General features: G+C 41.0%; 13 protein-coding genes and 1 pseudogene. 10 read left to right on the forward strand and 4 right to left on the reverse strand.

All coding sequences use genetic code 11. The features are described 5' to 3' along the window. On the forward strand, positions 1-474 hold a 474-nt coding region (locus N475_RS21645), incomplete at its 5' end, for an IS30 family transposase (RefSeq protein ID WP_155732613.1). 2 nt (positions 475-476) lie between these two features. Here N475_RS21645 and N475_RS21650 read toward each other — a convergent pair. Further along, a complete protein-coding gene (locus N475_RS21650; RefSeq protein ID WP_063365943.1) occupies positions 477-725 on the reverse strand; it encodes a nuclear transport factor 2 family protein in 249 nt (82 codons plus the stop codon). Positions 726-906: 181 nt separating this feature from the next. On the opposite strand from N475_RS21650, the gene N475_RS21655 reads away from it, so the two are divergent. The 6 genes and pseudogenes from N475_RS21655 to N475_RS21680 form a co-directional block, all read left to right on the forward strand. After that, positions 907-2,949 (forward strand): winged helix-turn-helix domain-containing protein, encoded by a 2,043-nt coding sequence (locus tag N475_RS21655; protein WP_063365944.1) that lies wholly within the window; start codon positions 907-909, stop codon positions 2,947-2,949. Between the two features lie 90 nt (positions 2,950-3,039). Then, positions 3,040-3,771 carry a type 1 glutamine amidotransferase domain-containing protein gene (locus N475_RS21660; RefSeq protein ID WP_063365945.1) on the forward strand — a complete coding sequence of 244 codons (732 nt, stop codon included), beginning with the start codon at positions 3,040-3,042 and terminating at the stop codon, positions 3,769-3,771. A 419-nt stretch (positions 3,772-4,190) separates the two neighbouring features. Continuing rightward, complete coding sequence (locus N475_RS21665) at positions 4,191-4,436, forward strand: hypothetical protein (RefSeq protein ID WP_063359754.1); 246 nt, start codon at positions 4,191-4,193, stop codon at positions 4,434-4,436. Positions 4,437-4,708: 272 nt separating this feature from the next. Beyond that, positions 4,709-6,400, forward strand: a complete 1,692-nt coding sequence (locus N475_RS21670; RefSeq protein WP_063359755.1) for a hypothetical protein — start codon at positions 4,709-4,711, stop codon at positions 6,398-6,400. A gap of 258 nt (positions 6,401-6,658) precedes the next feature. Beyond that, positions 6,659-9,505 (forward strand): tetratricopeptide repeat protein, encoded by a 2,847-nt coding sequence (locus tag N475_RS21675; RefSeq protein ID WP_063359756.1) that lies wholly within the window; start codon positions 6,659-6,661, stop codon positions 9,503-9,505. A 151-nt stretch (positions 9,506-9,656) separates the two neighbouring features. Continuing rightward, positions 9,657-9,902, forward strand: a pseudogene (locus tag N475_RS21680) (hypothetical protein); the annotation flags it as partial. A 176-nt stretch (positions 9,903-10,078) separates the two neighbouring features. On the opposite strand, the gene N475_RS21685 reads toward N475_RS21680, so the two are convergent. Continuing rightward, the gene (locus N475_RS21685; protein WP_063365948.1) at positions 10,079-13,249 is read right to left on the reverse strand and encodes a M43 family zinc metalloprotease; all 3,171 of its coding nucleotides are present in this window, start codon (positions 13,247-13,249) and stop codon (positions 10,079-10,081) included. Positions 13,250-13,693: 444 nt separating this feature from the next. On the opposite strand from N475_RS21685, the gene N475_RS21690 reads away from it, so the two are divergent. Further along, positions 13,694-14,599 (forward strand): histone deacetylase family protein, encoded by a 906-nt coding sequence (locus tag N475_RS21690; protein WP_063359759.1) that lies wholly within the window; start codon positions 13,694-13,696, stop codon positions 14,597-14,599. Positions 14,600-14,637: 38 nt separating this feature from the next. Here the strand turns inward: N475_RS21690 and N475_RS21695 are convergent, their stop codons facing one another. Together N475_RS21695 and N475_RS21700 are read right to left on the reverse strand one after the other, a co-directional pair. Continuing rightward, a complete protein-coding gene (locus tag N475_RS21695; RefSeq protein ID WP_063358761.1) occupies positions 14,638-15,993 on the reverse strand; it encodes a DUF1501 domain-containing protein in 1,356 nt (451 codons plus the stop codon). A 10-nt stretch (positions 15,994-16,003) separates the two neighbouring features. Continuing rightward, entirely contained in the window at positions 16,004-18,034 is a 2,031-nt protein-coding gene (locus tag N475_RS21700; RefSeq protein ID WP_063358760.1) for a DUF1800 domain-containing protein, read from the reverse strand. 921 nt (positions 18,035-18,955) lie between these two features. On the opposite strand from N475_RS21700, the gene N475_RS21705 reads away from it, so the two are divergent. Together N475_RS21705 and zigA are read left to right on the forward strand one after the other, a co-directional pair. Further along, complete coding sequence (locus N475_RS21705) at positions 18,956-19,387, forward strand: TraR/DksA C4-type zinc finger protein (protein WP_063358759.1); 432 nt, start codon at positions 18,956-18,958, stop codon at positions 19,385-19,387. 89 nt (positions 19,388-19,476) lie between these two features. Then, positions 19,477-20,682, forward strand: a complete 1,206-nt coding sequence (gene zigA / locus N475_RS21710) for a zinc metallochaperone GTPase ZigA (protein WP_193343398.1) — start codon at positions 19,477-19,479, stop codon at positions 20,680-20,682. Positions 20,683-20,885 lie beyond the last annotated feature (203 nt).

Consider the following 20,885-nt stretch of genomic DNA (forward strand, 5'->3'; position numbering starts at 1 on the left):
GAACGCCGAGAACGGTTTGGAAATTGGGAAATCGATACGGTATTAGGTAAACATGGTACAGGCGCGATAGTGACCATCTTAGAGCGAAAAAGTCGTTTTTATTTAGCGAAGAAAGTGTCATCAAAATCTGCTGATGCAGTGACAAAAGCGACGATAGAGATGCTTATGCCATTTAAAGAGTACGTACACACAATTACCGCAGATAATGGTAGAGAGTTCGCGGGGCATGAACAAATTGGCATTGCATTAGATACTAAGATTTACTTTGCACATCCATATAGTTCTTGGGAGCGAGGCGCAAACGAAAATGCCAATGGCCTATTGAGGCAGTATATTAAAAAAGGGTCGGATTTAAGACAGGTAACAGATGGAGATATTAAGTTTGCTCAATCAAGGATTAACTACCGTCCTAGAAAGTGTTTAGGGTTCAAGCAACCAGCCATTATTTTTAAAGAACAGGGTATGGCTGCTTGATATTAACGAGTGTCGCAGTTCGGAGTTGAATTCGGGTCTAACCAACGTTTAAATTTTCCCTCACTGGAAACAAATTGTAGTTCTAAAGTGGGTAAAAAAGCCTTTTCAACTAATTCCGGGTTTCCTTGTGCTGTTCCATCAAAGTACCATTGAATTACTTGCTTTATTTGTTTAATGTCATCGTTCGCCTCAACGGTGTGCATTTGTGAAATCGCCACAACGTACATCATCATTTGAATTATTCGCTTCATAGATTCTCCTCGTTATTGTGTATTATTGACACCAACATTGGCGTTGAAAGTGAATGGATTTTGAGCTGATTGATACTGTACAATCTTGTTTGGTTGCATGTCGTGTATCATATATGACCGAATATGACTTTTTATTATGCGCATATTTATCAAATAATTATAATAATCAGTAAGGGAAAAAATGCGCTGGAAGTTAGGTTCATTTTACTTTAACGCCAATAGCAATGTGCTAAATAAGCAGGAGCAAGAAGTTCTGCTAGAGCCCAAAGTGGCCGATTTGTTACGTTATTTGTGTCAAAATCCACAACGGGCCATCAGCCGAGATGAATTGATTGAACACGTGTGGCTTGGACATGTTGTCAGTGACAGTGCAATAAATCGCATTGTGGTAAAATTACGAAAAGCACTTGAAGATAATGGCAAAATAAAGCGGTTTGTCGTGACCGTTCCAAAAGTTGGCTACAAACTAGCGGTTGCAGCGGAGTTGTTGAGCGCGCAGCCGAAACCAGAAGAAGAAAGTCTGGTGGATAAAAACATGCCAGAACGAGAGCAATCTAAAAACGTAAAACTACCTTATGTTATTGTATGCTTATTGAGTGCTTTTGTGTTTTTACTTTTTATCACCCAGCGTGCAGAAGAGCCGCCAACTTATAGCGATGCAAAAGTCTCCCCATTATTGAGGTTGTCAACCACGCAATCTCAAGGCGCCATGTCTACAGATCAAAGGTACTTGGCATTTTCTGCCCCCAATTCACTTGGCAACCACCAATTACATATACAAGATAATCACAACAATTTAACTCATGTGGTTAGCCCTGATGATGGTAACGCTCATATGCCCTATTGGTCAGATGATGGGCGCCATATTTTTTATGCGTTTTATGGCAAACAAGATTGCGAGATCCATCAGTTGGATATTTTTGAGAGCGAGGTTAGTAAGCCAAAAGTCATTTACCAATGCGCCGACCGTCAAGTTCGTTCTGTAATTCACTTACCTGAAGAGCAAAAACTGCTGTTTGTTGAACGAGTTGAAGCATATGCGCCTTGGCAGGTGTTTTCTATATCTTTAAATTCAATGACAAAACGGAAAGTTGCCCAACCAATTCCTATTGGCAAAGGGAATTACTACCTAGATAGAGACAGAAAAACCAACCGCATTTTGCTACTACATGAACCAACCCCAAGTATTAGCCAAGTATTTGAAATGAACATTGCCGATAGTACGTACCATAGCTTGGTGAAATTGCCATATAAAGTTAATTCAGCATTGTGGGCCTATGACTTAAACAGCATAGTACACCCCGGAGAGCATCCTTCATTTGATTTGGTAGCAACAGAAATCACAACAGGCCAACAACAGGTGCTTTATAGTGATTCGAGGCGAATTAGAGACCTCAATCGGATAAACAATGGTAGAGATTATTTGTTCACCTCATACATCTTGAACCGGGATATCCAATTGGATGGGGAAATTAGTGTTTTGTCTAACTCATCGGTAATGGATTACTTACCTGCTATTTCAAATGATGGGAAGCTGCTGGCATTTATTTCTAAACGCTCCGGATATAGCAAGTTATGGTTGCAGCAAATTGGTACCAATCAACTGCGCTCAATTGAACTCTTAGATCGAGGACGTTTGTTCTACCAACTGTCTTGGTCTTTCGACGATAAACGACTGCTTGCCAATACCGATAAAGGTATTGTGATTTACGACATCGAGCAACTTGGTGTACATAAAGTTATTGACCTAGCCAATACAGTCGCGGCTGTCGGTTGGTACAGTGATGAGCAAATTCATTATAGCGAGTGGCAGATGCAAGGTTGGCAAGCAAATATACTTGATTTAAATACTAGCCAGCACTTGCCAATGGACAAAACTTCCGCTTTTGTGCTGGCAAATAAAATAGAGGGTAAAATGCAGTATGTGTATTTTGACCAAAACTTTGCTGCAAAATGGCAAGGCAACTCTGTTGAAATCAGTGTATGTGCGGATGTTTTACGTCGTTATCGAGTCAGTTGGCAATTTCATAACAACCTAATTTACTGCCGAAATACCGAAAAAAATGCAATCTTGGCAATAGATGTTGAAGGGCGGGTAACCAGCATGTATCACGCTGACTATATTCCACATCACTTTAGCGTTTCTGATGAACACTGGGCGACATGGCACATTTCATCTTATGTAAGCGACTTAATAAGAACAAATTTTAATGATGGGTCATAAAAAGTCATATTTTCTCATCGTTTGGTAATGCTTTGCTGACAGGGCTTCGACAATAATTCTCCCGCTTAAAACGAATAGTAGGAGAAAACTATGTTAAAAGTAATTGGCTTAATTTGGCTGACATTTATCGGCGTGTTTGCTGAGCCAGCTTTGGCTAAAGGTAATCAAAACCAAAAAATATTGTTTATATTGTCTGCAGACGAACATGGTTACTATTTACCTGAGGTTGTTGCACCTTACCAGCATATCGTAGATAAGGGTTATAGTATCGAATTTGCCAGCCCTAACGGCAACATTGGTCGCCCCGCAGCTTTAAGTTTGCTTTCTCAACAAGAGCGAGACAATTACAAGAAATTGCGTCAAAACAGCAATATTGATCAACCAATTCCATTGAGGTCGATTCTGGCCAAAGATTATGTCGCATTTTACGTTCCAGGCGGAGCTGGACCTATGTTCGATCTTGCCGGGCATCCAGAAATGACAAGGCTTTCATTGGCATTTTTGTCACAAAATAAAATTATTTCAGGGGTTTGTCATGGCCCTGCCGCTTTTGTGGATATCAAAAAGCCAGATGGGCAGTTTTTAGTCACAGGCCTTAAAATAACAGCAAAATCGAATGCTGAAGAGGGTCGCTGGGCGCGCAGAAATTACGCTTTTTTACTTCAAGATAAGCTAAAAGCCCAAGGCGCAAACTTTTCTTTTGCGGCGCCCGGCGCTCCCTATGTTGTCCATGATAGCAATGTTCTAACAGGACAAAACCCTAAATCTGCACTGCCGACAGCAATTCGATTAGTTGAGTTACTTCAAACTAAAGGTTCATAAAGCAAAAGTGCGTCAACCAATCTACTAATAGGCTCAGGGAGTTAATTTTTAATCAATTAGCTCCCTTGGCTTTCGCTACTCTCTATCATAATGTTGCCCATGTTCTCTTCTTTACTTAAATATTGCTTTTAAATCAATGTATTAAATAAGTTGGAATAAAGTTTAATTATTCTATTACTGTTGCAATTCGTATAGTTCTATTTTGGTCGGTTACTTATATCAGTGGTATTAATTCTGAAAAGTGGATTAGGCTTGCATATTACTAAGGATTTTGAATATTTATGTCAGTGTTTTTGTTTATGGATTTTATGAGTTATAAATTATTTAATTTTTTTGTTTGTTTTGTGCTTTGTTATTGCTCTGGTGTTTTTTTCAATGTTAATGTTGGTTCGGTTTTTAATAAATAAAAGGATATTTAAATGAAATCATTAGTATTGTCTATTGCAGCTTTTACAATGTTCTCGGCTAGCGCCCAAGTTGAGAGAGTTTCTGGGCCAACAGTAGAACCTGCTGCATTTACAAAAATATACTTCGTCTGCAAAAAGGGTGGTTCAGCATTATACCACGGAATCATTTACCATAAGGTAGATCTCGCCCCTGAACAAAGAAACTGTAGTTGGGAAGGTGGTCAACTTTATTGGTCAACAACGGGTTACCCTTGGTAGGCTGATACTTATCAGACTCTGGCAATAATCTTGGTTGTTGCCGATATATGTGAGCTAAGTCTGAACTGTAGTGGACTTAGCTTTTTTTTTGACTAAAATTTGAAGGTGCTAAACCCTCATAAAAAAATTAAAATATGAGGTGATTAATATTTTATTATATTATTAATTTTCTTGTTTGTTATTTTTCTTATTGTGGGATTTTATCGTTTTTTTACATTAGTATTGGGTTCTTAAAATGTCGTAGCTATTATATTTACTAAAAGGACTATATTGTGAAAAAGCTATTACTTTCATCATTATGTGGCTTAGCTGCATTTTCTTCACTATACAACGCGAACGCGCTTGCTACTACCGCTCAAGTTGATCTGCAAAGTTATATGGATGGTATTTCATTTGAGCAAAATGATACTTCTACCAATGCCAATAAGTTTAGGTTGTCACTAGGAAATATCGAAGTCACTGAAATCAAAGAAGGGAAGAACACTGTACAAGTAAAGTTGCTTGATCTTGATGGTAAAAAGCATGCCGCATGGCTGTGTAACACCAATGTGGACTATTCCAAGGAGAAGCCTGGAAATACAAGGTTTTTGAGTTGTACCGGTGAAAACTCTCAGCATGGTTATCAGTATATCGATATGAGCCCAAGAGCTTATAAGATGAATTTTTACAATAAGGGTGAATTGTTTCAATCTTATGAGTTTGCTCTTGAAAAGAGTGAATTTGTTAAAAATACCAAAGATCTCAAAGTTGCTAGCTTGTGGGATGACTATGTGTCAATTGGAGAAGCGCAATTAGATATTTGGCAAGACAGCTCATTGGAGTTGATCAAGCCATCTCCAAATACACTAGATAAAGCCGCTGGTGGCACAGGATTAACGTTCCATCTTATTCGAGGTGACAAAGTAATTGGCGAAGGCCGAGGTTCAATGAGCTCTTACCCTGGGCGCCTTAAATTTACACGCGTATCGTTTACGAAACCGCATGATGAGCGTGGCGCACGCTTAGCGATCACAAAACTAGAAGATGGCGAGTATCATATTCTTGCTTACAAAGATGAGCGAATTCCCGTCGAGTCCTACAGTTTTGAAGTGAAAGGAGGAAAAGTCGTCAAGACAGGCCGTCAATTAAGTAGCGGAGTTGATAGCATATACAGCGATAAGGGCAAAAACTGGTTTGCAAAAAGTACCGATGACTTAGATAAGTTAGCTAACAGTGCAATTTACCCAGAGGACCCAGAAGAAATTCGTAAAAGAGAGCAAGAAAAGGAACGCCTAGCTAAAAAAGCCAAAGAAAAGGCCGAAAGGGAAAAAAGAGCGAAAGAAGCGGCAGAGCGTAAAGAGCAGCAGCGAATAGCGAGAGAAGAAGCCATTGCTAAAAGAGAGCAAGCTAAACGAGAAGCGAAGCAAAAGAAAGAGCAAGAACGTTTAGAGCGAGAGCAATTAAAAGCTGAGCAAAAAGCTGAAAGGGAAGCGCAACAGGCTAGAGCACGTGAACAAAGCCTTGAAGCTCAGGCTAAAGGGCAAGCCTCGAGAGAGGAAGCATTGCAGGCTAACTCTGGCAGTGTGGGTTTTAGTTTTAATCAACTATTACTTTCTTTGGTATTGATGTCGTCAGGTTTACTGGTTGCAAAAAATCGAGTTTTATCAAAGGTTCCTCAGATTGGGCAAACTATTGCAGCGATGGAAAGTAAATCGATTTATATCGGATACGCTGTAATTGGGTTAGGTTTATTCGATTTCTTCACTGACTTAATTTCATTTTCGCCGATAGTTGGCAACGGCTTAGTGCAAGTTGCAGCGCTTGTGAGTGGCGTATTGCTGCTTAAAAATGAGTCGAAGTTAAATCAAATTAATATATTTTCTAAGGTCAAAAATGCAGTATTGCCATATGAAGAACTTATGGGTTTGACTGCAATTACTCTTGGGATTTTACACTTACTTCTTGGGGGTCTGCCGCTGATTTAAGTCAGTACCTAAATATATCCATTTTAGACGCAACAGGGCTGCATACCTTTCGGTATGTGGCCCTTTTTTACATTTTTCTTTTGACGCAATTTATTGACAGAGAGATTACTATTCTCCTTCTATAAATAGCCATTTAAGTCTTGAAATCCGCGAGATTCTTACAATTAAAGTTATGACATTGTTTAAGTTTTTATTCAGTTAATTCGTCTAATTTGACGAGTCAAAACTATGCTTTTTTCATTTGAGGGACTATAAAGAGTGTTAGCCCCTGCTGTGGATGGTTTAGGTTGTACGATGCTAAATCCAATTTCGATAATTAAAATATTCTTTTTGTTACTTTGCCTGTATCCGATTGTAGGTGTGTGTGTCGCCAGCACAGACCAAGTAACCGTAATGGAAAATAAAATTGAAAGCAGTGAAGGTTCTGACAAGATAGACGCGATTATTGATTTTGTTAAAACGCATTATCATTTCAATACACAGCCCTCAATATTGCATGGTGAAGCCGGTTTAGAGCTTTTGCCAATGTATGGCAGTGATAAGCAATCTTCAGAATTACATAGTTATTTAGCAAGAGCATATTTTGCATATGGAGATCTGGTAAGAGCCGATGCATTGATAAAAGTGGCACTGTCTACTGCACAGCGAAGTGCTAATAAAGAGGCATTGGTCTTGGCAAAGTTAATAAGCGCGGGAATTGAACTAAGAAACAAGCACATTGCTGAGTCTCGACAACTGACCAATGAAGCCATCACATTAGCCACCGCAATCGGTCACAATCTCCACTTAGCTAGCGCGTATCGGATTTCTGGCAATCTCAATGTTAAAGTTAAGGATTATGAGGCTGCACTCTCGGACTATTTATATAGCTTAGATATTTATAAAAGGCTCAACAATCAATCAGGAGTCGCGTCGCTGAATCAACGCCTTGCATCTTTATATAGAACAATGAATTTGTATGAAAAGGTGCTATTTCATCAGAATCAAGCGATTGATATTTCTTTGAGCTTAAATAACGAAGCTAATCTGGCTATTTACTACAGTAACATGGGCACTTACCTTGAGGAGGTATCTGATTACGCTCGATCTATCGAGATGCATCTAAAATCATTGGCTATAAAAGAAAAGCTTGGCTACCAACTTGGGGCTATTCATACGTACAATCGGCTTGGCAGTGTCTACCGTTTGGCAGGCGATTATCAAAGCGCAGAGGAATCGCTCTTAAAAGCACTGGAACTCAAAAAAGCGCTTGACCGACCCGACCCTAATGTTTCTACCTTTCTTGATTTAGGTCGACTTTATATTAAGACGGGTAAATTAGATTTAGCAGAAGACTATCTTTCCAAAAGCATCCCCCTTTATCAGGGGTCGCGGTGGGAAGACAGAATTGCCGAAATCTATCACGCATTTGCCGACCTTCATCTACAAAGAAATAACCCCAAATTAGCTGTGCAAGCATATAAGTCAGCAATCGATATTGCGAAGAAGCATGACCGAGATGCGTTCTTGATAGACTATTACTATGAGCTGTCGGAAGTACTCGAAACACAAGGGGATGTCGCGCAAGCACTGGCGTTTTTAAAATCTCACAATGAATTAAAGTCGAAGTGGGACTCTATTAATAATCAATATCTCATTAGGTCATTGGCCATAGAATTTGGTGTTACCGAAAAAAGAAGAGAGATCGCTGCACTTATTCAACAGAACCAAATAAAAGATCTGGAACTAAAGCAACAAGCTAGTCGGCAGCAATTTATTTTTATTAGCTTATTGTTGGCGTTTATAGTGTTCTCATTTGTCTATTTTTGGCGCAGTAAAAATAGGCAACTAGAGGTTGAGAAAACAGCGCTTAAGCAGATAAGTGAAGCGAAAGAACGCTTAACGTTTGCTCTATGGGGCAGCGGTGATGAATTGTGGGATTGGGATCTGCAAACTGGCATTATTACACGAGACAACCAAGCATGTGATCTACGCCTGCCGAGCGAATATATTGGCATGGATTTGGAGAAGATCAGGCCAGTTGTGCACCCTGATGATTTTACTATTCTACAAGAACGCTTTTCACAGCACTTAAAAGGGGAAAGTGACTATTACGAGGTAAACTATCGTGTTTTGACTCAAACGGGTGATTGGTTATGGGTTTTAGACAGAGGAAAAGTCACGGCTCTAAATGAAGTTGGTGAGCCGCTGCGTGTCAGTGGCACTATCAAAGATATTTCTAGAATCAAATCGTCTGAATTTGCACTGGCTGAGCTTAACGCAACTCTAGAACAGCGAGTCGAAGAGCGTACGAACAGTTTGCAACAATCCAGAGATGAACTAGCGACAGCACTTGAAGAACTGACATCAGCTCAAACCTCGTTATTGGAGGCACAAAAAATGGCCTCTTTGGGGCGGCTTGTCGCTGGAGTATCTCATGAATTGAATACACCACTTGGAAACTCTGTAACAGCAAGTTCTGTACTACAGGAGGAGCTGACAATTTTTAAGGATAAACTTGAGGCTAGCAAATTAACTTTGAGCGATACGAAAAGTTTTATAGAAGTGTCACTCTCTGGTACGGCACTTATTGAGAGTAATTTAGGTCGCGCGGCCCAGCTGGTTAAGCGATTTAAGCATGCTTCCGCACACGAGTATGTTAGCAACGCCACTGAGCTTAATTTAAAGGACTTCATTTATTCTGCGATAGCTTTTCATACTCAAGATAGTGAGCTAACTATCGAAATTAACTGCTCCGACACGATGCAAATTGAATGTGATGCACAAGCGTTGGGTAAAGTATTTGAAGATTTGTGTAAAAACTCACTACAACATGGTTTTAAAAAACACAAAGGGCAAATAATTGTTGAGGTTTTTGCTGAGTCAGATAGCCTAAAAATTGTTTACTCGGACAATGGAATTGGCTTGGAAGACGCTGCCTTGCCTCATATTTTTGAACCCTTTTATACTACGGCTCGTAATGAAGGGAGCGTAGGGTTAGGGCTATATATGGTATTTAACCTAGTGACCTTTGTTTTAGGCGGGAAAATCAATCGCAGTAACGATGCTCGCCAAGGTGTGACGTTTGATATCACACTGCCATCGCAGATTATTATGACACATTAATTTACAGCAGTGGGCGCCACGAGTATTGTTGCGCCTACCATACTCTTTGTTTTTATAATTGGTATGTAGCTGCTTTTAACCTCATTGCAGGCGCCATAACTCTGTGAGTACGACGGTGTTCAGTTTGATTGTTTAGCTTACCCTTTCTGGCCTAGGAATTGTTGCAATGTTCAGGTGGATGGTCGAACAGCATTTTGTAACTGGTGCGCTTAAAGAGCTATTTGTTGATTGCAAAAGGCCGACTTTACCAATGTATACTGTGTATAAAAATGAAGAATATTTGCCTTTTCGAGTCCGCGCATTTATTGACTTTTTGAGTGATTATTTTCAAACAGAGCGTATATCGCTACATGAACGTATGCGCAGAACAATCGAAAGCCCTAAATATAATATATAGCGGTCAAGCATCGAACTGCTGAACGATGGTTAGTTGCGCGGCGTATAGGATTTGAGAGCGTGGTTCTTGGCTGTTCTTTCATTACGTAGAGAGTAAAGTGCTTCGATATTAATGAAAAAAGCACCTAATAAGATTATTAGGTGCTTTGGGTGAGAATAAGGATGAAAATTTGATTCTTACTGTCTACATTGATTGCTATCAAAATCGACAACAATACTTGTATCTTTCGCATCTCCAGAGATTTTTAGATAAGACCAATACTGGTTTCCAGCGGGTATCGTAATACACTCAGTTTGTGTACCTGAGTTTGACTCCGCGTCTTTGTCATTTTCACTGGGCCAGCCACCATTTTTATATAAAATATGTAGATTGCTCTGACCATGAGCTGTCGTGATAGCAACGTTTTGAGCAGAATTGATGTCGCCAATACTTAACCACAGAGTACCATTGCCGCCTAGGCATGCAGCTTTACCCGCTTCTAAGCGACCGCCAGTGATAGGTGTTTGTGTCGCGCAAGCATTTGGTACTTGTTTGCTCGTGTCATTTGGCTTAATAACGACTGTATAGTCCTCAACTTCTCCATCTCCAATGCTGCCGCAGGCAGAAGAAGGGGCTTCGTTATATTTCATTGCAATGCGCATACGCATTGATTTACCTACCATGCCTGAAGGGACGGTAACAGTACCAGACACAGCGCCTTTGCCCGAAACGCCATTCATAACTTGCTCAGAATGCTCAAATTGACCGTTTTCATTAAAGTCTATCCATGCAACCCAATGCTCAGTGTAATCACCTCCTGGCGTGAGTGTGAATAAGTTGTCGCCTTCGCTAAGGTTAATTTCCTGCGATGTGAAATCGCTGTAGCCGTTTGCTTGTGAAGGGTTACTAAAAGAACCTGCTTGGATGTTGGCAATCCACTCATATCGTGTGTTACCGCTTGCTTCACAATACGTTATTCCCGCCACATTAACGTTTGCTTGCGATGTGTGCGTTAAGCCTTCATTGTCAGTAACGGTCAAAGTCGCACTATACTCACCTGATTCATTGTACGTGTGCGAAGGATTGGCAGACGAGCTTGACTGCCCATCACCGAATTGCCATTGGTAGCTCACAATACTGCCGTCTGGGTCGGAAGAATTTGCACTGCTGAAGCTGATTGCTTGACCCACTTGTCCGCTGTATGGACCATTTGCATTAGCTGTTGGAGCTTGGTTTTCTAGCTTTATATGTGCGCTGGCTGTATCGCTGGCGGTGTTACCATCATTGTCAGTGACGGTAAGCTTTACAATATATGTATCTGCTTGTTGATATGCATGAGTGGGGTTGGCTTGTGTAGATGTGTTGCCATCGCCAAAATCCCAAGCATAACTGCTAATGCTGCCATTGCTATCAAATGAACCGGCACTACTAAACTGGATGTTGTTGCCGATTATACCGCTATATGGTCCATTGGCTTGAGCAACAGGCAGCTCTGAATCCGTTGCTCTTTCATAGTACACAACGATTGAGGCGTCACTATATTCTAAGAAAGGGTCTATAAGAAGGTTTAGTTTGCCTCCACCTGCAGGAAATTCACAATATTCACTGAGCCTAGGTGCGCTAAAAGGTCCGCAATCGAAAGTATCCGTGTTGGGGATTTTATTCATACTCGCATAAAGATCAGGATCACCTTGGTAACCCCCAGGAATAACTGCGACAGTTCTGATTGCATCAGCAGGAATATCAAACTGGTAGGTTTTTGGCTCCGCACCTTTAGCTGACTTTAAGCCTTTCACTTCAGATAAGAATACACGCTCACAACCTTGGCATAAAGTATTGTCATTGCCAGCGATGATACTGAGCGTTGCGTTGGAGTACGCGCTAAATGCATCAATTGTTGTGTGGTAAACTTCGGTGCTGGAAGGCGCTGATAGCGTTACAAGTTCTGGAGAACCTGCACTTCTGAATGAGATAAAATCTGCATCCCATGAATCGCCATTTTTAACGGGGGCTTTACCTTTCGAGACGTACATATCTGGGTCTTCATCATACCCATCAAGATAAAAGGCAACGGCTTGTGTACCTTCAGGTACTGATATTTCAAAATTATCTGTTTCGCCTTTTTGTGCAAAGAGATCGTTAAACGCTTGAACCACAGTACCCTTAGGTGGAACTACCGCGCCAGATGTGCCATCCCAAGGGTGATCTGCATCACTAGTATACTCACCTAAACCGGTCGCAATTAGGTTTGCATTGGACCAAATGGTAGCACGAGCCGGGCCATGAAGCGCTGCCGTCATACGATCGACTTGGTCTTTTGTGAACATGGCATAGTTATCGGAATAGTGCATAAAGTTCTCTGTGTTGGTTGGCTGACCAAGACAGTTTTTTGCGTTGTTTTGCAATATGCTACTGCTCATTTGTGGTGTATCACATGAACCATCTCCAGTGGCGTTACAAAATGCTTCTGAGTGAACAGTACAGCTACCATCAAAAGTGTGAGGGAGATTCAACCAATGACCAAATTCATGAGTCAAAACAGAGCGAAAATTTTCGTTGGTGTTCGCACCTATATAGTCACCGTTGTATACCACACGAGAGAGTCCTTGTTGTGACATGCTAAGTTGAGGGTACCAAGCGACTCCAGAGTTATTAGTCGAACCGTCGTTATACAAATCATGCTGAACATATATGTTCATATATTTGAAGTTGTCCCAAGCATCGGCGGCGATTTGGTCATCTACACCGCTGCCATTGCCATATCCGGCTTTGTCCGGATAGCGCACGATCCCATTGGTAGGCTGGCCATTGGGGTCTTTCTTTGCGAGCACAAATTCTATATTTAGGTTTTGTCTGATGGCCTGGAATTCTGGTGCAATAGGGCCATCATCCGTGATCAACCCTAAAAAGTCTTGGTTGGACTTATTGAGACCATCAATGATTTTTTGTTCTGTTAAACAGTAAGTACCGTTCTCGCAGTTATATCTGTCACCGTATACGTGCACCACCACTGGTATATAGTATCTTCCGGGAACACCATTTCCATTTTCTGCTGCCAAATCCTCTTGTGAAGCAAGAGAAGACATTATTTGTGAAGCGAAGCTAGTATTTATCTTCGCTTGGCGAGCGTTTTCTTTTTGAATAGCCGTCCAGCTTTGCTCATTGTGATCTGTACCACAAATTTGTCCAGAGTGAGTGTGCTTGGTCTGAGTAGCAATACTTGATAGATCACTGGCTAGTTGTAGTTTTGGCTGTGCACTTTCTCCTGCAAAGGCAGTTGTTGCTGTGGCTGACAGTATGGCTGCGGTCACGTAATTGAGCGCTTTTCTATTTGGTGACAAAAATGGCACTCGGTTAGAAAAATACATGTTGTTCTCCTGTAGTTTTAATTTGTTAACAATCGGTACAAGTCGTTGGGTGACTTTTTTACGAGCTAACAAACGGCATCATTGCCTATACCTCTTGATTGTGAGTTTGTTTTTTTATTAATTATCATTGCTTTATATGGTTTTTAAGTTTCCAAACACTCGGTTCAATACCATTAAGCGTTTTCTAACTTACCGTAATGAAAATTAATTGTATACAATATAATGTATGTTTTTGCATTTTTGTTACTTTTGGGTGTAAGCGTTTATCGTGAAGGAAATATAAATAGTGCATATAACACAAGTGGTTAAAGTTTGTTCGATACGGGCTGGCAATTTAAAAAATGATTCGATTGGTTGAGAGCATGTTTCATCACGGTGGAGGGTATATACAAAACTTTTAAAAAGTATGCGATACTCGCGATAGAGTTTCTAAGATATTTATACATGTACAATCCAAATCTTCCGCTTGTGTATCACCCTAATTATTCTTTTAGTTTTGACCCAAAACATCGCTTTGTGGTTAGTAAGTTTGCGAGGCTCAAACAATACTTAGCTACGAAGGGCGTTTTAAAGGACAACCTGTATCAAGGGCAGATAGGGCATTACAGTGATTTAGAATTGGTACACTGTGAGCAGTACGTACGAGATCTATATCACAACCAGTTGTGTGATAAAGCTATGCGACGAATTGGACTACCTTGGTCTGAACAGTTGATGGCGAGGACCTTTACCGCGCCACTGGGTACGTATTTAACGGCGCAATTAGCTCTACAACATGGTGTCGCTTGCCACTTAGCTGGGGGGACGCATCATGCTCATTTTGATTTTGGCTCTGGGTACTGCATGGTGAATGATCTTGCATACACAGCCACAAGGTTAATTAATGAACGCAAAGTACATAATGTCCTAGTATTTGACTGTGATGTACATCAGGGAGATGGCACCGCAGCCATGCTTGCTCATCACCCCTTTGTATTTACATGCTCTATTCACTGTGAGAAAAACTTCCCGTTTAGAAAGCAATCAAGCGATTTGGATATTGGGTTGCCTGTTGGCACCAATGACAATACGTATTTGTCCGTTGTTGAATCAACACTTATCGATTTAATTGAACAACTTAACCCAGATCTTGTGCTTTATGATGCGGGTGTTGATGTGTGGCAAGAAGATACGCTTGGAAAGCTAGATATCAGCTGGCAAGGTCTTGAAAAAAGAGATCGCGCCGTTCTCTCTATCTGCAATAGAAAAGGCGTACCTGTAGCCACCGTAATTGGCGGTGGTTATGATAAAGACCATGAGCGTTTAGCAAAGCGCCATGCCATTGTTGTTGAACAGGCGGCAAAGCTATAGCTTTGCCGCCTGTATCAGCCATTATCTCTACTCTTTTCCTACATGTTAAATAAAGGCATTGCAAACGTGTCAAAGTTCCTTGAATTAGGGAAGAGTTCGTAAATTTCAGACTCAGGCAAGCCAAACCACTTCGCTATCGGAGCAAAGTACTGCTCATTAGCATATTGAGGAATGAGCCTTCCACCTCCCACATCAAGCGGCCCGTTTACTTGTTGATCAAGCATCGTGCCATGCAGATCTTGCCCATTAACAGCACCTCCCATAAGCAATTGATTGCCAGCCCACCCGTGATCTGTACCATCGCCATTAGAAGTTAGGGTTCTTCCAAAGTCTGACATTGTAAATGTGGTGACGTTGTTTTGTAGTGCGAGTTCGTTAACCGCACTTTGAAATTCAGAGAGCGCAGTGGCCAAGGTTGAAAATAACGCTGGCTGTCTCGTTAATTGTTCATCATGAGTATCAAAACCACCAAGAGAAACAAAAAATATTTGTCGCTGTGAACCTGTTTGCGCTTGAATACTTAATGATTTAGCAACTGCAGCCAGTTGTTGGGATAGGTCATTATCACTAAACTGAGTTGTGAGTGTGGGCGCTTGCTCAAGTAAATTATTCATGTTTTGAACATTACTAATTGAGCGTCCTAAGCGATTGGCATAGGCATCCTGAATTGGATTGTTAGTATTTGCAAGTAGTCGGTCAATGATCCCTTTAACATGGTCAACTTGGGGTTGATATCCTGACAAAGGGTTAATTTTCATAACGCCCGATCGGCTAAGTGCATAGGGGGAGGTATTTACGCCAGTTTGCCAAGGGTTTGACCCTGCAAGAGAGATATTACTGGTGAAGGAGCTATGTTGGTTTAATCGCTCTAGCATTCTAGCGCCCCAACCCGTGTTCAAAGATATTTTTTCTTGTCCATGCATCCAAGTTGCTTGTTGATCGTTATGAGAAAATAGGTGCCCGGGCAAGCTAACGCTCTTGCTTTTGTAATCTGTGAGTGTGGTAGGGGCCATTAAAGTACCGACCCCGCCTACAAATGCCAATTGTCCTGAATCAAATATAGGTGTAAGGCTACTCATGCTGGGGTGTAATCCGACGCCACCCTCAAATTGTGTTTTAGTTGTGAGGCTTATGGCATCAGTGACAACCAGATTTTGTCTGCTTTGCTCATAATTTGTCCTGTATTGTCCTGACGTTGGCACGAGCATGTTTAATGAGTCACTTCCACCGTGCAAAAATATGCATACTAGCGCTTTGTAATCCGTCAGGTTTGTACTGTTTAAAGTATTGCTTAATGCATGAAGTTGCAAACTGGTGAGCGCAGCAACCGATGCGCCACCTTTTAAACAAAGTGACAAGAAAGCTCTTCTTGATTTGTCATTATAGGTTGTCATGGTTCTGCTCCTAGTTTTGATAATTAAAGTCTGGCGACAGAGAAACCATGTAAAGTAACTGGGATACTCTATCAGCAGGTGAGCGGTTAAGAAAATAACTATCTAAATCTACTAGGGCGTTACGGGTAGCATCAGACATGCTTCCCGCAAAGTAGACAATATTGTAATGGTCGAGTAATGCTTGTAATCCAGCGCTTTCCAGTATGCTAATCTGCGCTGCGCCATACATATAGATGGTGTTTGGATTGAGTGTGTTTTTCCGTTCTGCCATGCGCCATATGAGGTCACTATAGTGCCCATTGGTTGTTGAAATCATATTGGAGTCGGTGGCGATTTGAAGCTCAGGTGCAACTAAGCCTGAATTGAGTAATTCACTGGGCTTGTGGTCAGGTCTGAAAAAATTGAATACTGATGGGGATAGCAATGGACCTTGGCCATAAGTTGATTGCAGGTTCCACGTATAGTAACGGTTTAGTTGTGAAGCTGCATTCAAGGTTCGCCAAAAGTGCAGTTTGGTGAGTATAGGTTCTTTAATCTTTCCTGAATGCTCAAATACACTTGAATATTTACGCGCTTCATCATCTAACAATATGGCTTTGACTACTGCGGCCATATCGCCTCTAGTACCTGTTCCATTGTCATTAAATATAAGGGCGATGCGTTGAACATAAGCGGGTGTAGGGTTTGACTTCACTAAACGCTGTATCAGCTGTTTGCTAATAAAAGGCGCAACATTGGGATGCATAAACAAGTTATCAAGTGCCAATTGCATTGACTCTTCTGCACCTGTTCCTGCTGGGATCACTTCATTATTTAAAAGGTGTTTTTCTTGGCTAGAGTGATATTCCGAGAAAGGCTGCATAGGTAAAGTGTAATTTTTACTAGGGCGATTCCAGCGGGCAGAATAGGCGAATGTCCATCCAGTAAACACTTTTGCAAACCCACCTATCTCTGTTTGAGAATAAGTGGGGATGGCGTTGCCATCGTTATCAAGTTTCTTGGTGCCGTCTAGGTTGAGCTCATCTAGGCCTATGGTAAATAGTTGCATGACCTCCCTAGCGTAATTTTCATCTGGTCTTATATTCTTTTCTAGATCGGCTTTTTCATTGCCAAGGTGGCTTAAATATACGCCCATAACAGGAGATAAAGTCACTGATTCAAGCAGGGTACGAAAATTTCCAAAAGCATTTTTAAGCAACATGTCATAGTAAGTTGTCATACCCTCTGGTTCGCCTCGCAAGGCGCTATTAGCATCCGACACTACAAATATCTCACTTAAAGCAAATGCTACTCGTTGCCTTAACTGATCGGGTGCATTAATACTGGCTTTCCACCATGCATCGATGCGGTTAATATGATTTGGCTGTTCTTTATCAGGGTAGTTTTCTAGAAATGGCATGTGGTAAGTAGTTTGCATCTCCAACTGCTCATTTATCCATTCTTCTTCACTTTTACCTGCGGCTGATTGAATTTCTGCGTACGTTGGGCCTAGCGTACCTTGTTGTAACAATGATGCCGCCTGCAATTCACTCATTGCATTAACAGATTCTATGGTTGCTTCGGTGTAAGTACTTAGCCCTTCATTATTCGTCACCGTCAATGCAAATACCAAATCATCTTGGTTAGGAGAACTTGTTTCTGGCAGAATGACTGTGAGGCTTGGGGAGTTACTATTTACCAATGTAGCAGCAGGCCCTGCAATTTGTGTCCATACATACGTTAGCTCGCTGCTATCTCCTGTAATCACGCTATCTATCACTATCGTTGCACCCTTGCGAACAATGTTGCCTGGCGTTTTTACGTCAACAATAGGCGCAACCCCAATATCATCTTGAGTTCCTGAGTCCTGATCGTTATTGGTATCATCAGTATTGTCTGGCTGTTCATTGTTATCGCCCGGCTGTGAGCCTGTATTGTTGCCTGTTGAGCTAGTGGGGGAGTCGCTACTGCTATTCTCTGGAGCAACATTGCTATTGGAATCACTTCCTCCACCGCACCCGGTTAAGGCCAAGAACGTAATTAATAAGACAAGCGTCTTCATTTTGGTTTCCTCAATAGAGCCTTACCCTGTTATAGCATTTTGGGAATATTTAACAATGTTTTTTCATTAGTAAAAATAGAATTTAATGATTCAAAAGTATTGGTTTTTAAGTTGATGCATTAATTGTGATGATGAATATCAATGTGCTCAATTTATCTAACACTCTGAGAAAACAATGGAAGTCATCAGTTTAAGAGGATGGTTGGCTCAGTATGGTTGTGACCAATGGAAGAGTTTTTATATGCATACTAATCGCGTAAAAGAGCATGCTAAAAGTGACTGATTTTGATTTAAACTGCTATCAGCAGGTTTGGAAAAGCACTCTTTGTAGGCTCTGAATTTATAGGCTACGAGTGCTTTAGTTGAAGCAATAAATCGCTCACTGAAATTTCTTTTTAGCGCTCATGATAATTCTATTAGGTAGGACTAAATAAGTACTCGATTTATACACGTGATGATTCTTTAACCAAGATACATCATCGATTACAATTCAACTAAATCAGCAATCGATAACATATGTAGAAAATGACTCAATTCCACATAACAAGAATACAGACTGGAGCCGGAATATTCAGGTTAACCGGTGAATTGTCACCTACTTTGCACGATTACGAAATTACTTATTCAAAAGTAGAAATGATGGGGACGGATGGTTGGTGTGAGCTGGATCTTCACTCTAGCCAGATAAAAGCTTCTCTAACTGCAATTAAATCAACAGTATTAGCGCATTTAATAAGCTAACACTACGGCTGAAGTGACTAGTATGCCCCTCTATACTATTTACCAAGCGACGAACTGAAGTTTTGTTATATACATAACTTGTCTTTGCCTTTTTATTCATGAATTGTTCCTTGCTAGAGAACGTAAAGCGCTATATTGTGCTATGTTATATTGTAGCAATTTAGCGAGTTGAGTTATAGAATGACTGCCGATGATAGATCATCACCTTTGATGAGTGAGGAACAAATATTAGCTGCGCCTGAATCAGAATATATGAATGATGCGCAGCTAGCGTTTTTTAAAGCACGATTAATTGAATTGCATGACACGACGCGAGAAAGAATTCGAGAAGTTAAAGAGCATATGCAAGATAAGCCAGATCTTGCTGATTTTAATGACAGAGCATCTTGGGAGGAGCAATGGGCCTTGTCTATGCGTATTGTTGACAGAGAGCAGAAACTATTGCCAAAGATCATTCAATCCTTAGAGCGTATCAGGCTTGGCGAATACGGATATTGTATTGAGTCGGGAGAACCCATTGGAATTCCTAGGCTGCTCGCGAGGCCGACAACAGAATATTGTGCTGATGTGAAAAACATTAAAGAGGTGGGTGAGCACCTATTTAAAGGTTAGAGAATGTATCGTTAAATTGCTTGCACCTTTGGGGTTTGCATAGGGGGGCAATTTAATTTTAAAAACAAATGAGTTTTTAAGGAGCACTTATGCCTGGATCAATATCACTGTTACCTGTCACTGTTTTGTCAGGGTTTCTCGGTGCAGGAAAAACAACTGTACTCAATCATATTCTAAATAACCGAGACGGATTGAGAGTTGCTGTAATCGTAAACGATATGAGCGAAATAAATATTGACGCAGAAATTGTTCAAAATGAAGTGAGTCTTAATCGAGCTGAAGAAAAGCTTGTAGAAATGAGCAATGGTTGTATTTGTTGCACATTACGTGAGGATCTCCTTGAAGAAGTAAACCGTCTAGCTCGAGATGGTAAGTATGATTATTTGGTTGTTGAGTCCACGGGGATCTCGGAACCTCTACCCGTTGCAGAAACCTTCACATTTGCAGATGAAAATGGCAATTGCCTATCCGACATAGCCAAGCTAGACACTATGGTTACCGTAGTGGACGCACTGAACTTTCTAAAAGACTATGACGAAGCCAAGCTATTGCAAGAAACGGGTGAGAGTTTAGGAGAGGGTGATGAACGGAGTGTTGCTGATTTATTGGTTGAGCAAGTTGAGTTTGCAGACGTCTTACTAATAAGTAAAGTCGACTTGGTCAGTGGAAGTGAGCTAAAAAGATTGCAAGGAATTTTAAAGTCTCTTAATACAGAAGCAAAGCAAATCCCCATTCAAAATGGTGAGGTACCAGTGCATGAGGTACTCGCAACAGGTTTGTTTGATTTTGAAAGAGCTCAGCAAGCCCCTGGTTGGCTTAAGGAGTTACGAGGTGAACATGTTCCAGAAACAGAAGAGTATGGAATTGGCGCTTTTGTATACAAAGCAAGGCTCCCGTTTCATCCACAAAAGTTTTATGATTTTCTTCACTGTAAAAATATTGGTGGTAAGCTCGTTCGCTCAAAGGGCTTTTTTTGGTTAGCAACACGCCCGCATATCGCTGGTAGCTGGAGCCAAGCAGGTGGTATGGCGAGATATGGTATGGCCGGATTATTTTGGAAGGCAGTGCCTAAAGAGCGCTGGCCAAAGGACCCTGAATACCTCGAAGCGATTTATGATATGTGGGAAGAACCCTTTGGTGATATGCGCCAAGAGCTCGTTTTCATTGGTCAAGGTCTAGATAAAGAGGGCATTATTGATAGGTTAGATAAGTGCCTGCTCAAACCAGATGAAATTAAGCGGGGACAAAGTTATTGGGCACAGTTGCCGGATCCATTTCCTGAGTGGCGTGTGTAAAAATCAAAAATAAATAGTGAGTTAGGTGAGTTGCAGAAGCAAAATACATCGTTTTATATAAAGTTCTTACCTAACTCTTCTGCATCGAAGGAGGTTAAATCTTAACTGGTTGAATTAAAGTCGTAATTCGATGATGTTATGAATATAAGTCGGCTGCAATAATAATCGCCTAGAAATTTATACTATTCGTTGATGGTTTTAAC

Source organism: Pseudoalteromonas luteoviolacea DSM 6061 (assembly GCF_001625655.1).
GTDB classification, from domain to species: Bacteria; Pseudomonadota; Gammaproteobacteria; order Enterobacterales; family Alteromonadaceae; genus Pseudoalteromonas; species Pseudoalteromonas luteoviolacea.

Coding starts and splice junctions, on each gene's coding strand:
- N475_RS21660 (WP_063365945.1), top strand. CDS start 3,040: ATGTTAAAAGTAATTGGCTTAATTTGGCTGACATTTATCGGCGTGTTT.
- N475_RS21695 (WP_063358761.1), bottom strand. CDS start 15,993: ATGACAACCTATAATGACAAATCAAGAAGAGCTTTCTTGTCACTTTGT.
- N475_RS21690 (WP_063359759.1), top strand. CDS start 13,694: ATGTACAATCCAAATCTTCCGCTTGTGTATCACCCTAATTATTCTTTT.
- N475_RS21655 (WP_063365944.1), top strand. CDS start 907: ATGCGCTGGAAGTTAGGTTCATTTTACTTTAACGCCAATAGCAATGTG.
- N475_RS21700 (WP_063358760.1), bottom strand. CDS start 18,034: ATGAAGACGCTTGTCTTATTAATTACGTTCTTGGCCTTAACCGGGTGC.
- N475_RS21705 (WP_063358759.1), top strand. CDS start 18,956: ATGACTGCCGATGATAGATCATCACCTTTGATGAGTGAGGAACAAATA.
- zigA (WP_193343398.1), top strand. CDS start 19,477: ATGCCTGGATCAATATCACTGTTACCTGTCACTGTTTTGTCAGGGTTT.
- N475_RS21650 (WP_063365943.1), bottom strand. CDS start 725: ATGAAGCGAATAATTCAAATGATGATGTACGTTGTGGCGATTTCACAA.
- N475_RS21665 (WP_063359754.1), top strand. CDS start 4,191: ATGAAATCATTAGTATTGTCTATTGCAGCTTTTACAATGTTCTCGGCT.
- N475_RS21685 (WP_063365948.1), bottom strand. CDS start 13,249: ATGTATTTTTCTAACCGAGTGCCATTTTTGTCACCAAATAGAAAAGCG.